This window comes from Brevundimonas sp., assembly GCF_035627475.1.
In the GTDB taxonomy this organism is placed as follows: domain Bacteria; phylum Pseudomonadota; class Alphaproteobacteria; order Caulobacterales; family Caulobacteraceae; genus Brevundimonas.
In genome coordinates this window covers 19,699-32,535 of sequence record NZ_DASPLR010000019.1, presented here as the reverse complement: position 1 = coordinate 32,535, position 12,837 = coordinate 19,699, and the positions used below count along the sequence as shown (strand labels likewise).

Below are 12,837 nucleotides of genomic sequence, written 5' to 3'. Positions count from 1 at the left end.
ATGTCCGATCTTCTGGACCCCGTCCCCCAGACCGTCTGGAAGGACATCGGCTGGCAGGAGCCAATGCAGATCGTCGAGGTGGACGAGTCCGGGGCGCTGACGCCCTACCTCGACCTCGCCAGCGTCACCGAGATCCGCGCCGCCATGCAGCGCCGCACCGAGCGGGGGGTGGAGCAGGGCGAGGTCATCGCGGCGACCCTGTCGGGCGAGACCGTCGTCGTCACCGACGCGGACGAGGGGACATTCGAGATCCAGCTGCCGGCGTCCGACGCGGCCCTGACCGCGGCGACGCCCGGCACCTGGGACCTGCGCGTCGTCTTCACCCGCGACGACGGGACCGAAGAGCCGGTCTATGTCGGCGTGCGCGAGATCCGCGAGGGCTTCTGATGACCCTGCAAGCTCTTCCCGCCCGCACCCGCATGGGCATGCTCGGCCGCATGGGCCGGCGCGGCCGCGACCTGAAGGAGATCGCCATCGCCGCCGGGGCCCTGCCCCAGGGCGCCAGCGACGCGCAGTTCATCGCCTGGTTCGGCGCCACGGCCGAGGGCGCTGGCAGCCTGGTCTCGACCGAGTACTTCCACGCCGACCCCGCCCAGGCCATCCAGGACGCCTTCGTGGAAGGCCGCCCGGTGTTCTACAACGCCGGCGACGAGGAGGACATCGAGCTGCAGCTCGAGTTCCCGTCGTCCGGCGGGGATCTGACCGCGCGCCAGGCCAACCACGCCTTCCTGCGCGCCGCCCTGCGCTGGCAGCAGAACTGCGTCGGCGGACCGATCCACCTCGCCCTGCCGCTTCGCGCGACCGAGACCTACGGCAACACCCTGCATCTGAAGAACGGGGTCTGGCGCCTGCGCGGGCCCCAGGCGCCGGTCTTCATCAACATCAACTCGGTGCAGCTAACGGCGCCGACGCCGGAAAGGCCCAACCGCTACGGCATCACCGTCAACCTGGCCTCGCCGCTCGCGGCCGACGTGCCGCTGGGCTACACCGTCGCCGCGCCGAACATGTGGGGCGAGCCCGGCACGGCCAACGATGACGTCCGCTGCCTGACCGGCGCCTACAAGATCGAGAGCATCGGCGAGAACCGCACCAGCTTCACCTCCAGCTTCGAGTACCGCCGGGGGACCTACCTGAACGAGCCGCCGGTCGCCCTGTCGACGGCGCTGATGACCACCCCCAGCCACGCCATCGTCAACGGCATCGCCCGCAACCAGCTGATGGTGCCCTGCAGCGACCTGCAGGTCTTCGGCGGCTGGAACGGACTGACGACCGAGGGCTACTTCCGCCTCGACGCGACGGACGGCGCCGCCGCCTTCCGCCGCCGCTACATGGCGATGAGCTATCACGGCACCGACACGGTCGGGACCATGTTCATGCTGGTCGGGCAGGGCGCCACGGTGCGCTGCGACGACCGCGACATCGACCGGCGCTGTCCGGAACGCTTCTACCGCGCGACCTACAAGGCCCAGGTGACGGTCAACCGGGGCGTCCTGGACGCCGACGGGGCGGAGGAAGCCATCGTCGCCCAGTCCGCCGGCGACTTCGGCTTCGTCCGCAGCGCCATCGCCGGCGCCCGCGACCACCTCGTATCCATGACCGACCACGCGACGGGCGTGATCGACCAGAGCTTCATGGCCCGCGGCGCGCGGACGGCCCAGGTGGACGGGACGGCCGAGCTGACCTTCAAGGGCACGCGCAGCGTCGACGCCAACCGGGGCCTCTATTCGACCAACGGAGCCGTCATCAACGGCAACGCCGCGGCCAACATCGACCGGACAGAGACACCGATCGACCGGGCCAACGCCGACGTGCACGGCCCGATCGTGCTGGGCGCCTACAACGGCTCGACCCCGACCGCCGGCGTCTGGCTGGAGGGCGGGGTCTGGTTCCGGGATCTCGGGACCAACCCGCGCGACGAGGGGATCATGACCCGCCCGGTCGCCGCCGGCGGTTTCGACCGCGCCCCGATCAGCGGCAACGGCGTGATCGAGATCATCGGCATCGCCGACCCCGACAGCCGCTCCGGCAAGCTGTACGTGAACCTGTCCGACACCCTGGCGCCCGGCACGGCCGAGAACTTCCACGCCAACCTGGTGCTGGCCCAGGGGCCGATCACGACCGGGGTCAACCCGGGCAAGGTCACGGTGTCGATCGGCTTCGCCGACAGCCAGTGGTGGTTCTACCTGGTCAACGACACCGCCTCCTCGGCGGTCGCCGCCCTCTATCCGCGCGGCACCCTGGCCATCGGCAAGTTCGAATCCGAGATCGAGGACGACGAAGAGGCCTGACGGCCTCCCTCATCCCACCCCTTCTCCCGAGAGGAGAAGGGCGACAGACGGCGCTGCGCGCCGAGGAGACTTCCATTGACCATCCTGGCCCGCTTCCGTGTGCGCGAGATCACCCCCGGCGACACCGTCGAGACGACCCTCTTCCGCCTGACGGCCGACCATGCCGAGGACGCGCCGGACGTGACGGTGACGGTCGAGTCGCCGGTCTCCGACCTCTTCGCCCTCGACGCCCAGGTCTACGTCCACATCACGCCCAGCACGTCGGACGTGCCCGATTAAAACCGCGCCGCGAAGCGGCTCCTTCGCCCCCTCTTCGCTCGCGGAGAGGGGGGTGGGGGAGAGGCCTGCCGCCCGTGCGAGCGGCGCTCGCATCCCGCCCCGTTCCCTGAGAGGCCGTCATGACCATGTTCACGCCCCGCGTCACCGCGGGTTTCACCCGTGCGGCCAGCGCCACGGCCTATGCCGCGCTCGACCTGGTCGCCAACTCGACCACGGCGGCCGACGTCGCGCCGCTGGTGTTCGCAAAGGCGGCCCGGCGGGCGCAGTCCAGCGGCACGATCTCCGGCGCGTCGGTCGTGCTCGAGGCGGCCAGCGGATCGGTGGCCATGCCGTCGGCGCTGGAGCTGCTGCTGTTCCGCGCCGCGCCCTTCGCCGACGGCGCCTACCCGGCCGACAACGCGCCCCTGGTCGGCGCGTCCGGCGCCCTGACCGAGGCGGCGCTGAAGAACCTGGTCGGGCGGTTCCAGTTCACCAGCTTCCTGCAGGGCGGCGCCGCCGTCGCCCAGGCCGCCGGCCAGCCGATCGACCGCGCCATCACGCCGTTCAGCCTCTACGGCGCCGGCGAGACCGCCCGCGATCTCTACGGCCTGCTGTACCTGCCCACGGGCGCCAGCTGGACGCCGGGCAACGTGGCGTACGACTTTAGCCTGGCGCTTGACGTCTATCAGGACTGAGGCAGAGTTCACCTCCCGGCCAGGCTCGGTTGGGCTAGGCAGGGCTCGTCAGGGCCTGGCGCCGTGTGGCATGGCTCGGCTAGGCAAGGGTAGGGGCGGATCTTCGGGTCCGCCCCTCGTCATTTCAGGGAAAATCAGATGGCGATGCACCCCGTCCGCATGGCAGGCCTGCTGCGCCCCTCGCCCTCGCGCGAGGTGCAGGCCTGGGCCGACGCCTGCGACGTGACGCCGACCTGGGCGCAGCTGCTGCCGATCGAGCGGATGGTGCGGCGGCTGAAGCGGGCCGAGGTGTGGGCCGACAACGACGCCCTGCTGTTGATGGCCGTACACGATGCGCAGGCGGCCTGCATCGACCTGCGCTTCCCGGAGCGGGAAGGGACGCCGCACGGCGATCCCGCATTCACGCCGGGGCGGGGTTTCGATTTCGACGGGAGCAACGACTACCTGGCGACCGGCTTCGTCCCCTCGACCCACTGCGCCAGCGCCACGGGGACGCAGGGCTGCCATGGGGTTTACGAGCGGACGAATGTGCAGGACGCCGGCTTCGCCTACGCCGCCACGAAGACCGGCGCCAGCTTGTCCCTGCGCACCCGGAACGCCTCCGACCTCATGGCCGGCCAGTACAACAGCTCGGCCTCGGGCGTGAACGCCCCTTCGACGGACAGCCGGGGCCTCACGGTGTTCCAGCGGGACGGAGACGGGGGCGAATTCTTCAAGAACGGGGTGAGCCAGGGTCCGGAAACCCTCACGATCCTTACGTCCGCGCTGATCGACCTGGAGATCTACGTCGGCGCGCGGAACAATAACGGGGTGACGGCCGACTACCGTGGCTCGGATGTCGCCCTGTGGTTCATGGCGGGAAAGCGTGCTGCCGCGAAGCATGCGGCCTTCACCTCCATCGTCCAGGCCTACATGGCCGAAGTCGGCGCAGCCGCCTGAACCGCCACCGCTGGCAGCGGAATGTTGAGGTTGCGGGCGACGGCTTCGGCAATGCGCAGCTCCCGCTCGGTTCGGCTGAGCGCCAGGTAGCGAGGAAGCAGTTCGCCCGCGAGGCGTGCGTGTGGATCGCGGGTCGCGAACGCCGCCTGCACGACACCGCGGATGGCCGGGATGAAGTCGGGGTCATCCTTCAAGGCTGCGGCCGCGTAGCGCCCGGCATCGGCCGGCGCGCCCTTCTGGGCGTGGGTGATGAGGGCGAGCCAAAGCCGCTCGCGCCAGGCCGCCGGAAGGGCGGAGACCTCTGCGAAGTCCGGCGGTGCATCCCCGACGAAGGCCTGGAGCAGGCGGGCAGCGTGGGCCGCCGTGGGGAGATCGTCGGGGGTCGCCAACATCTCGGGAGGGCACGGGAGCGGCTGGCCCTCGGCCAGGGCCAGGATGGTCGCCGTCAGGGCGCCCGCCTTCTCAAGCCGCGGCGCGACGTAGTGCGGCGTCCGCAGGAGTTCGACACGCATCTCCGGGCGCGCCTCTCGCAAAAGCAGCGCCTCCCCCGCGTCGAAGGGCTCGTACACGCCGTTGACCACGGCGGTGCGGCCTCCGAGTTCACGGCTGATGTCGGGCAGGAGGTCGCGCCGAACGCCTTTGATGTAGAGGCCGCTGTATGAAAGCGGCTCGCCGACACGGGTGTTGAGCGACAGGCAGATGAGACGGTCCGGGTCAAACCTCGGCGCCAGCATCATCGCGCCGGCCGCCCCCATCGAATTGCCGAAGAAAACCACCCGGTCGTATGCGCGGCGGGCGAGGGTCTGCCGGATCAGGTCGGCTGCATCAGTCTCGACGTCGAGATACCAGCTGTTGCCGGGGGCGTTCAGGTACAGCTTGTCGCCGGGCAGGGGTAGGGTGGCGGCATGCTGGGAGAACGTGCCGGGCTTGGTGTTACGCGCCGAGAAGCACACCCAAAGGGTGGCTGGGTCGGCAGGGCTGCCGGGAGTGAACTGATAGAGTTCGGGGTTCATCGGTTGCGCAGCTTGCCTGGTCCGCCGACTATTGCACGTCGTTGCCTTGCCGAGGGAGCCCCCGCTTGAGACTCGTCCCCGTCGCCCTCGCCGTCGTCCTCCTCGCCGCCTGCGGCCAGGCCGACCCGGACGTCCAGCTTCTCGCCGAGGCCCAGGCCGATCTGAAGCTCTCGGCGCGGGATCCGGAGTCGGTGCGCTTCGGTCAGGTCTGGGTGTCGCGGGTATCGGGCGTCCCCGCCGTCTGCGGGACCATGAACGCCCGCAACGGCTTTGGCGGCTACGCCGGCGAGCGCCGCTTCATCTGGGCCTCTCAGCGCGAGATCTGGGTCGACGAAGGCGCCACGGCCACCGAGCTGGAACGCCGCTGGCCGAGCATGTGCCGGTCGGAACCGACGCCGCTACCGGCATCCTAGGGTTTGGGCTTCACTTCCCGTCTCCCCTTCGCGGCCTCCAGGCACTCGGCGTAGAGATCAAGGAACTCGTCCTTACTGCGGACGGCGCTAATGTACCGCTTGAGATAAGTCGCCAGCTTGTAAGCCACGTTCTCAGGGGTGCCGCTGCCGGCGAGCGAATCTTCGGAATCGTCAGACATCGATGGTTAGCCTCTTGCGCTTGGAGGTGTCGCGCCCGTGGGCTGATGCCATCCGCCGGCGGACCGGCAGCCATCTGCCCGCACTTGCGAGGTGGTGGGCGCGACGGCGCATCTGACACCGGGCGAGCGCTGCGCGCAACGGCGCCCTGAACCTAAGCGTCTGTAACGGCCCGGCGGGATGGCTCAGCCTTGGGCGATCGCGTGGAGGTCGCCATGGACGCCGTTGTCGCCGCCTGCTGGGGTTTCGCCGGGGCCGTGCCCTATGCCGGCACGCGGCTGGCGACGGCGCTGTGGGGCAGTTCGGACGTGGACGCCCGCCAGCGCAAGCTGGCCGCCGCGCACTTCGCCATCGCCATGTTCACAGGTCCGGTCACCGCGGCCGCCCTGGCGCCCTGGGTGGCGGCCTGGCTGCATATGGCTCGCCTCGAGGCCGTGGCCGTCGCGCTGGGCCTGTTCTCCAACGCCGCCTGGCCCGTCGTCACCGACCGCGCCGTCGTCGGCCGCCTGCTGACCTGGTTCGGCGGCCAGCTGCTGAAGCTGGGCGCCGACGCCTCTGGCGACGCAAACCCCAAGGGGAACTCGTGATGCTGAACGCCTGGCTGACCCTGCTCTGCGGCGCGCTGTGCCTGTTCGCCTCGGCCTGCGTCGGGACGCACGAGATCCTGATGAGCCCCGACCGGCCGAACTATCCGACCGCCCAGCGGCGGCTGCGGATGCTGATGTTCCTTTGGTCGGGGACCCTGCTGTACCGGGGCGTCGAGCTGACGACCGCGGCCTGGGCCGGGCTGGCCTGGGGCGCGCCGGTGCTGCCCGTTACGCCCGGGCAGGTCAGCACGTGCATCATGCTGGCCGCCGTGCATGCCGCCCTGTTGGAGCAGCACCTGCGGATGTGGCTGCCGTCCCGGCTGCAGGAGAGGGTTCGCCATTGGCTGCACATCGCCAGCTGCGGCCGCACCCGCATGCTGGCCGAAGCCCGCGCCCAGTCCAATCGGGGACTCCGGCCGGGCGTCGAGCCGCTGACGGCGCCGCCTGCGGTCGTCAGCGGCGCCCTGGCCGAACTGGCCATGAGCGGCGCCGTCGTCGCCGGCCCGGGTGACGGCCCCGAAGTCCTGCTGCACGCCGCGCCGCCCGTCGCGCGCCCCTGAAAGCGAGCGGCGCTCGCACTCCCGAAAGGCCCACCCATGCGCAAAGTCGACCTCAGCGTGATGCAGTTCGCGCTCGGCCTGGTCTGCATTCTGTCGATCCTGTCGATCGCGGTGCTGTCCTTCTTCGTCATCATCCCGGAGGGCAACCAGAGGATCCTGGACGTCATCACCGGCGCCCTGCTGACCGTGGGCTTCGCCAACATCATCGGCTTCCTGTTCGGTCAGAAGGAAACCCAGGCCGCGATCGAGCGCGCCGCGGTCAACGCCACGGCCGGGCAGACCGTCATCGAGCCGCCGGCGGAGGTGACGGTGCGGGAGGCGGCGCCGGTGGCCGGCGACGGCGAACTCCCGCCCGGCGAGCGGGTGCTGCCATGAGCCCGCAAGAACGCGCCGCCATCGGCGCCGCCCGCGACCGGGCGCAGAAAATCGCCGACGAACTGACCAGCCTGCTGCATCGTGAGGAGGCCGGTCTTCCGCCGCTGCCAGCCTCGCCTCCGACTCGGCCGCCAGCCGGAGGATTGCAGAAGCCCGACGCCTTCTTCGACCACCTCAGCGCCACGAGCGTGCTGGGTCCGGACCTGACCGACGACGAGCGGACGGGGTGCAACGCCATCCTGCGCGCCTGCGCCGGCGTTATGCCGCTGAGCTGGGCCGCCTACACCCTGGCGACGGCCTATCACGAGACGGCGCACACCATGCAGCCGATCAAGGAGTACGGCGGCGAGGCCTACTTCCGGCGCATGTACGACATCCAGGGCCAGCGCCCTGCCAAGGCGCGGGAGCTGGGCAACGACCAGCCCGGCGACGGCGCCCGCTACGCCGGGCGCGGCTATCCGCAGCTCACCGGCAAGGCCAACTACCGGAAGGCGACGGTCGAGCTGCGCAAAATCGGGATCGACGTCGACCTGGTCGCCGAGCCGGATCTCGCCATGCGCCGCGATGTCGCCGCCGCCATCATGGTCCGCGGCATGGTCGACGGCTGGTTCACCGGCAAGAGGCTGAACGACTTCATCCCCGCGGCGGCCCAGCGGAAGCACTACGTCGCCGCCCGCCGCATCATCAACGGCACGGACAAGGCCGACCTGATCGCCGGCTACGCCCTCGTGTTCGAGGCCGCCCTGAAGGCTGGAGACTGGCGATGATCTTGATCAAGAACCCCCTCACGCCCCTGGCGTGGAAGCTGATCGCCGGCGCGCTCGTCGTCCTGGTCGTCTGGCTCCTCTGGAACAGCGGCCAGCGCGCCCGCCAGCGCGAGGCGGCCGCCCGCGCCGACTCCGCCTTCGCCTCGGCCCGCACCGGGGCCGCGACCGACGCCAACCGCATCCAGGACGAGGCCCTGAGCGGTCGGGCGTCCGACGAGGCCCTTTCGAGGAAACACGCCGATGAACTGCTGCAAGCCCCAGGCGCTGGCCAGCGCCTCGATCCTGGCCTCAATCGCGCTGCTCGCGAGCGGCTGTGCCAGCGTGCGGCCTACCGTGATCGCCCCGACTGCGTGCAGCTCGCTGGTGGGCGCCAGCCTCCGCGCTGACGTCGAGCCGGTGGATCTGCCGGCAGAGGATGCGACGGCCGGGGAGCTCTGGGTCTCCTTCGACGGCCAGACCGGGCGGCTGGACACCGCCAACCGGTTCAAGCGCGCGGCGATCGAGACGATCGAGGCCTGCGAGGCCCGCGACGCGGCGGCGGCCGAGCGGCTGGCGCGGCCCTGGTGGAGGGTGTGGTGATGCGGAGGCCGCCTCCGGCCCCGCCTCCTCCCGCTCCAATGCGCCGGGTTGGTCCCGTGTTGCCGTACTTCCCGGCCTGGTTGCCCGCGCTTCCCCTGGTGGGCCTGCTCCTGTTCGGGCTGGCGCGCCTTCTCATGGGCTACCCCGACCCCGGCTGCCCCTGATCCTTCCTCCGTCCGTCGAGCGGCCCTCAACGCCGGCGGCGAGGGCGCCCGGCCGGTTCGCCTCCTTTTCCGGCCGGGCGCTTCCCATTTCACCCTTCGCTCATGGAGTCCGCCGATGCGGAAGCTGACGTCATGGATCCTCGTCTGGGCGGCGCTCGCGTGCTGCTGCTTTCTGGCTGCTGACCTTGCTGGGCGCCACGCGCTCACGCGGCAGAGTCCGGCGCAGCGGGCGATGAACGCCGACGACGGAGGCGTGACGTACTTTTACCCGGCCCGAACCGCTGGGCCGCCTGGCCCGGCCCTGGCCCGCGCTGCGCGCGACCGCTGGCGAAGCGCCCGCGCCTGATCAAACTCCGCCCCTCGATGGGCCAGCAACGCCCCCGGCTTCGGCCGGGGGCGTTTTCGTTTGCTGTCCATTAGACGTGCGGTGCATTTCGTCTGCGTGTTTGACGGCAGTCACAAAAAGTGCGCCTAGTTGTCACGGTAGTGCCGGGAAATGGACTCTGGGGCCGCGCCACTACCCTGATGCCAGTTGCCTAACTGTGCGCTTTTCACTTGATCCACGAACAGTCGGCGGGACGTCAAATCTCGCCGTCGACTTGCGACGCCTTGAAGGTGTCGCAGAGGGAGGAGTCATGACGAAAACATCTGACAGACGTGGCGCGCTTAAGAGTGTCTTCCAGGCCAGCCTGGGAGTCGCCACCCTCGGCCTGCTCGGCACCGCTGCTGCAGCCCAGGAGGCCAGGCGGCCTTTCAAACCGCCGACGGGGACGGGCCCCTACGATCCGTTCGGCCCCGGCGGCGAGGGACCACCGTGGCTGCAGGGCTGGCTGCGCAAGGCCAAGGGCAACCCGCAGATGCAGGGCGATTTCCTGGTCAGGGTCGGCCAAGGCATGCAGCGCGGGAACACGGAGGCGGTGATTCAGAAGTTCGCTGCCGAGAACGGCGGCGCTGGCGGTGAAAACCGCGGGATGAAGTGGCCGTGGAAGAAGGTCGTCGCGATCATCCTGCGCGCCGTGGCCGAATGGCTCGACCCCTGATCGTTTCGGTCGGCCGGATAAGACGATGCCTTGGGACGCCCCCGGCTTCGGCCGGGGGCGTTTTCGTGTGTCTGGGCTCCATATCTGCCGTGTGACATGGCCTGTCGCTCGCGGGGCGAGAGCCTTGCGGGGCAACGGCCAGAACTGTCCCCAGCGCGTGTGACTTTGTTCACCGCTAGGCGGCCATCATGAATGGAAACGGCCCGCCGACGTTGCTAGCGTCGGCGGGCCGTAAGGTGATGAGGGGAGGGGGACGGTTTCCTTAGGTGTCGAGCCCGGAGCCGACCTCTTCCCTCGGTCCTACTTCTTGCGGTTCGGCGCCTGGGTGAGGGCCGAGGCCGCTGCGGACTTCGCCGCTGCCGATGACTTCGGGTCGCGAAGGACCTTCGACGCCGCGCTTGCGGCGGCCTTGCCAGTTTTTTCGTTAGCCATGGTTAGTTTCCTTGACGGCCCGGGATTGGACCGCGTCGGCAGCCTACGACTGATTCGATGCTCCACCAGTGAGAGAGGCCGGGGAAAAGTCGCGTCGTGCTGTGGATATGGTGGGTATGTCCGGGGCAAGGCCCGTCAGCCCGCCTTCCCCGCCGCGATCGCCAGGCACTCGCTCATCTGTCCGGCCGTCGCCGGATCCAGCGCGAAGCGATGCTCGGCCCCGTCCCGGTCGCGGATGATCAGCGCCACCATGCCGTCGGCCGAGAAGCCGGTGCGCCACTGGTCGACCAAGAGGAAGGGCAGGGCGTCGTCGTCGCCGGCGTCAGACATCCGCCGCCGCCCGTTTCGTTTCCGGCGGCGCCAGCTCGACGCGGATGCTGCCCTCGGCCGAGCCCGTCAGCAGGGGCGCGACGTCGGCCTCAAGGTCCAGCCAGGTCGCCCAGTGTTCGCGCTCCAGCACGACGGGCTGGCGGTCGTGGTAGTTGGCCGCGTCCGGACCCGGCGCGCAGGTCAGCATGGTGAAGCTCTCCAGCGGCCCGTCCGGGCTGTTCCAGGTGTCCCACAGGCCGGGAAAGGCCATCCATTGGCCGTCGGCGCGGGTGAACAGCCATTTGGTCTTGGCGCCCTTCTCCCCGGTCCATTCGTAATAGCCGTCGGCCGGGACCAGGCAGCGCCGCCGCTTGAACGGCTCGCGGTAGGAGGCCGTCGTGGCGACCGTTTCCGACCGGGCGTTGGTGCACAGGAACTTGCGGCTGATCTCCTTCGAGAAGAACGGCACCAGGCCCCAGCGCATCTGGGCCAGCTCGACGCCGGCGGCGGGGTTGGCCGGATCGACCGGCCGGAACACGACCGCCTTGTTGGTGGGGCGAATGTCGTCGCGCGGTTCCAGGTTGGGGATGCGCGCGGTGTCGAACTTCAGTGGAATCTTCAGCTGGCTGAAATCCTCGCTGTAGTCGGTCCAGCCCAGGCGGTTGCGGTAGCGGTTGCACATGTCAGCGGAGGCTCAGCGGGCAGAGCTGGACGCTGGGGATCGTCACCTCGCGGGCCGAGCCGGCGCAGTCGTAGCTGCAGGTCTTGTTCATGCCGCTGGTCCGCTCGCCGGTCTTGAGGCACATCGGCCCGCGCGGTCGGGTCTCGGCCGGTTGCTGGCGTGATCGGTTGGCCGTGGTCGCCCCGCCGCTGGTGCGCATGCTGATGGGGCAAAGGTCGGCCGAGCCCACGGTCTGGGAGGCTTCCGAGCCGCCGCAGTCGTAGTAGCAGATCTTGTTCATGCCGCTGATCCGCTCGCCCCTGTGGCTGCAGACCATCTGCACCCGCACCAGGGCGGGGTCGCCGGCGCGAGCGCCGCTCGCCGGGGACCGGGCCGTCTGGTCCAGGGCTGGTCCCGCCAGCATCCCCGCGGCCAGGGCTGCCGCCATCAACGCCTTCATCACCCGTCCTCCATCCCGGCCGAACACTGGGCGAGGCGGGTGTGCGGGGTCAAGCGCGCGGCGACACCCCGGCCTTGCGCTTCACAACGCCAGGCTGCACGGTGCGCCGAGGGGAGTCTCATGGAACTACTGATCGCCTGCATGCTGATCGGCCTCATTCCGGGCGTCATCGCGGCGTCCAGGGGGCACAATTTCCTGCTCTGGTGGCTGTTCGGCGCGGCGCTCTTCATCGTCGCCCTGCCGTGCTCCCTTTTCCTGAAGAGCCCGGAGCGCAAGGCCGAGGAAGACGCCCGCCGTGTGGCCCGGGACGCCGCGCTGGCGCAGCTGGTGGCGAACACGACGGCGGCCCAGGGCGCCGCGACCGCGGCCGCCGCCGCGCCGTCGGGCGACACCCGCGACTGTCCCTGGTGCGCCGAGACGATCAAGGCGGCGGCGAGGATCTGCCGCTTCTGCAATCGCGACGTCGACCCCGTCGAGCGGCTGGACCCTGCAGCCGCCTCTCCGGGGCCGGCGTGAGGCTCTAGACCGGCGGATCCCGCCCCTCGAGCCTGAAGTACTGAACCGCGCCCGGCGGCCGGGCCGAGAAGTGTTCGAAGCCGGGGCAGGGCGGGTAGGCGTAGCAGCGCGAGCGGCGGTTCCAGAGGCTCACCTCCGGCCCCATGAAGCGGACGATCATGCCCAGGCGGACGATGCGCTTGCGGCGGCAGTGGTCGCACTCGGCCAGCACCTCCCAGTTCGAGCGCAGCATGGCGCCGACGCTCTCGTGGCCCGGCCGCCAGTCGGCCAGGGTCCAGCGATCCTTGTTGCGATGGCCCATCAGTCCGGCTGGCGATCGAGCGGGAAGACGTCGTCGATGTTCGGGTCGACCGGCCGGGCGTTGGCGAAGCCGGGCTCCGGCGCGACCAGGCGTTCGATCAGGGTGGCGATCGCCCGGCCGGCGCACCGCTCGCCGCCGATGTAGCGCAGGCAGCGGGCCCGCCGCTCGGCCTCGGCCAGGGTGGTGACGCCGTAGGTCCGCACCAGGTGGCCGGTCGGCCGGTCCGACACCGCGCCGCAGCGCAGACAACGGAACTGCACGGCCATGCCGGGAAGGCCGGTGATGTCGCGCGGCTCAGCCATG

General features: G+C 70.2%; 22 protein-coding genes. 14 read left to right on the top strand and 8 right to left on the bottom strand.

Annotated elements, in window-relative coordinates; genetic code table 11:
- From VEA62_RS04635 to VEA62_RS04615, 5 genes are all read left to right on the top strand, one after another.
- Positions 1 to 387 carry a hypothetical protein gene (locus tag VEA62_RS04635; protein ID WP_324819030.1) on the top strand — a complete coding sequence of 129 codons (387 nt, stop codon included), beginning with the start codon at positions 1 to 3 and terminating at the stop codon, positions 385 to 387.
- Positions 387 to 2,288, top strand: a complete 1,902-nt coding sequence (locus tag VEA62_RS04630) for a hypothetical protein (protein WP_324819028.1) — start codon at positions 387 to 389, stop codon at positions 2,286 to 2,288. Before VEA62_RS04635 ends, VEA62_RS04630 begins: the two co-directional genes overlap by 1 nt.
- Positions 2,289 to 2,363: 75 nt before the next feature.
- Positions 2,364 to 2,567 (top strand): hypothetical protein, encoded by a 204-nt coding sequence (locus tag VEA62_RS04625; RefSeq protein WP_324819025.1) that lies wholly within the window; start codon positions 2,364 to 2,366, stop codon positions 2,565 to 2,567.
- A gap of 119 nt (positions 2,568 to 2,686) precedes the next feature.
- Positions 2,687 to 3,241: a hypothetical protein gene (locus VEA62_RS04620; RefSeq protein WP_324819023.1), complete on the top strand. Its 555-nt coding sequence runs from the start codon at positions 2,687 to 2,689 to the stop codon at positions 3,239 to 3,241.
- A gap of 138 nt (positions 3,242 to 3,379) precedes the next feature.
- On the top strand, positions 3,380 to 4,180 hold the full coding sequence (locus VEA62_RS04615) for a hypothetical protein (protein WP_324819021.1): 801 nt from the start codon (positions 3,380 to 3,382) through the stop codon (positions 4,178 to 4,180).
- Here VEA62_RS04615 and VEA62_RS04610 read toward each other — a convergent pair.
- Positions 4,150 to 5,193 carry a hypothetical protein gene (locus tag VEA62_RS04610; RefSeq protein ID WP_324819018.1) on the bottom strand — a complete coding sequence of 348 codons (1,044 nt, stop codon included), beginning with the start codon at positions 5,191 to 5,193 and terminating at the stop codon, positions 4,150 to 4,152. The two genes, VEA62_RS04615 and VEA62_RS04610, sit on opposite strands and share 31 nt — an antisense overlap.
- 65 nt (positions 5,194 to 5,258) lie before the next feature.
- Between VEA62_RS04610 and VEA62_RS04605 the strand changes: the two genes are divergently transcribed.
- Positions 5,259 to 5,606, top strand: coding sequence for a hypothetical protein (locus VEA62_RS04605; RefSeq protein WP_324819015.1), 348 nt, complete (start codon positions 5,259 to 5,261; stop codon positions 5,604 to 5,606).
- On the opposite strand, the gene VEA62_RS04600 is transcribed toward VEA62_RS04605, so the two are convergent.
- Positions 5,603 to 5,785 carry a hypothetical protein gene (locus VEA62_RS04600; protein WP_324819013.1) on the bottom strand — a complete coding sequence of 61 codons (183 nt, stop codon included), beginning with the start codon at positions 5,783 to 5,785 and terminating at the stop codon, positions 5,603 to 5,605. The genes VEA62_RS04605 and VEA62_RS04600 overlap by 4 nt on opposite strands.
- A gap of 213 nt (positions 5,786 to 5,998) precedes the next feature.
- Between VEA62_RS04600 and VEA62_RS04595 the strand changes: the two genes are divergently transcribed.
- From VEA62_RS04595 to VEA62_RS04565, 7 genes are all read left to right on the top strand, one after another.
- Positions 5,999 to 6,370: a hypothetical protein gene (locus VEA62_RS04595; RefSeq protein ID WP_324819010.1), complete on the top strand. Its 372-nt coding sequence runs from the start codon at positions 5,999 to 6,001 to the stop codon at positions 6,368 to 6,370.
- Positions 6,370 to 6,930, top strand: a complete 561-nt coding sequence (locus VEA62_RS04590; RefSeq protein ID WP_324819007.1) for a hypothetical protein — start codon at positions 6,370 to 6,372, stop codon at positions 6,928 to 6,930. Before VEA62_RS04595 ends, VEA62_RS04590 begins: the two co-directional genes overlap by 1 nt.
- Positions 6,931 to 6,966: 36 nt before the next feature.
- Positions 6,967 to 7,305, top strand: a complete 339-nt coding sequence (locus VEA62_RS04585) for a hypothetical protein (RefSeq protein ID WP_324819005.1) — start codon at positions 6,967 to 6,969, stop codon at positions 7,303 to 7,305.
- The gene (locus VEA62_RS04580; protein ID WP_324819003.1) at positions 7,302 to 8,072 is read left to right on the top strand and encodes a hypothetical protein; all 771 of its coding nucleotides are present in this window, start codon (positions 7,302 to 7,304) and stop codon (positions 8,070 to 8,072) included. Before VEA62_RS04585 ends, VEA62_RS04580 begins: the two co-directional genes overlap by 4 nt.
- Positions 8,069 to 8,458 (top strand): hypothetical protein, encoded by a 390-nt coding sequence (locus tag VEA62_RS04575; RefSeq protein ID WP_324819000.1) that lies wholly within the window; start codon positions 8,069 to 8,071, stop codon positions 8,456 to 8,458. Before VEA62_RS04580 ends, VEA62_RS04575 begins: the two co-directional genes overlap by 4 nt.
- Before the next feature lie 10 nt (positions 8,459 to 8,468).
- Positions 8,469 to 8,651, top strand: a complete 183-nt coding sequence (locus VEA62_RS04570) for a hypothetical protein (protein WP_324818998.1) — start codon at positions 8,469 to 8,471, stop codon at positions 8,649 to 8,651.
- Positions 8,652 to 9,450: 799 nt separating this feature from the next.
- Complete coding sequence (locus VEA62_RS04565) at positions 9,451 to 9,855, top strand: hypothetical protein (RefSeq protein ID WP_324818995.1); 405 nt, start codon at positions 9,451 to 9,453, stop codon at positions 9,853 to 9,855.
- Positions 9,856 to 10,155: 300 nt separating this feature from the next.
- Here the strand turns inward: VEA62_RS04565 and VEA62_RS04560 are convergent, their stop codons facing one another.
- From VEA62_RS04560 to VEA62_RS04545, 4 genes are all read right to left on the bottom strand, one after another.
- Positions 10,156 to 10,287 (bottom strand): hypothetical protein, encoded by a 132-nt coding sequence (locus VEA62_RS04560; RefSeq protein ID WP_324818994.1) that lies wholly within the window; start codon positions 10,285 to 10,287, stop codon positions 10,156 to 10,158.
- A gap of 135 nt (positions 10,288 to 10,422) precedes the next feature.
- On the bottom strand, positions 10,423 to 10,617 hold the full coding sequence (locus tag VEA62_RS04555; protein ID WP_324818991.1) for a hypothetical protein: 195 nt from the start codon (positions 10,615 to 10,617) through the stop codon (positions 10,423 to 10,425).
- Positions 10,610 to 11,278, bottom strand: coding sequence for an SOS response-associated peptidase (locus VEA62_RS04550; protein WP_324818988.1), 669 nt, complete (start codon positions 11,276 to 11,278; stop codon positions 10,610 to 10,612). Before VEA62_RS04550 ends, VEA62_RS04555 begins: the two co-directional genes overlap by 8 nt.
- A gap of 1 nt (position 11,279) precedes the next feature.
- Positions 11,280 to 11,705: a hypothetical protein gene (locus VEA62_RS04545; RefSeq protein WP_324818985.1), complete on the bottom strand. Its 426-nt coding sequence runs from the start codon at positions 11,703 to 11,705 to the stop codon at positions 11,280 to 11,282.
- A gap of 132 nt (positions 11,706 to 11,837) precedes the next feature.
- Here VEA62_RS04545 and VEA62_RS04540 point away from each other — a divergent pair, with 132 nt between their 5' ends.
- Entirely contained in the window at positions 11,838 to 12,233 is a 396-nt protein-coding gene (locus tag VEA62_RS04540; RefSeq protein ID WP_324818983.1) for a hypothetical protein, read from the top strand.
- A 4-nt stretch (positions 12,234 to 12,237) separates the two neighbouring features.
- Here VEA62_RS04540 and VEA62_RS04535 read toward each other — a convergent pair whose 3' ends face one another.
- Together VEA62_RS04535 and VEA62_RS04530 are read right to left on the bottom strand one after the other, a co-directional pair.
- Positions 12,238 to 12,534: a hypothetical protein gene (locus tag VEA62_RS04535; RefSeq protein ID WP_324818981.1), complete on the bottom strand. Its 297-nt coding sequence runs from the start codon at positions 12,532 to 12,534 to the stop codon at positions 12,238 to 12,240.
- The gene (locus VEA62_RS04530; protein ID WP_324818978.1) at positions 12,534 to 12,836 is read right to left on the bottom strand and encodes a hypothetical protein; all 303 of its coding nucleotides are present in this window, start codon (positions 12,834 to 12,836) and stop codon (positions 12,534 to 12,536) included. Before VEA62_RS04530 ends, VEA62_RS04535 begins: the two co-directional genes overlap by 1 nt.
- Between the last annotated feature and the right edge of the window lies 1 nt (position 12,837).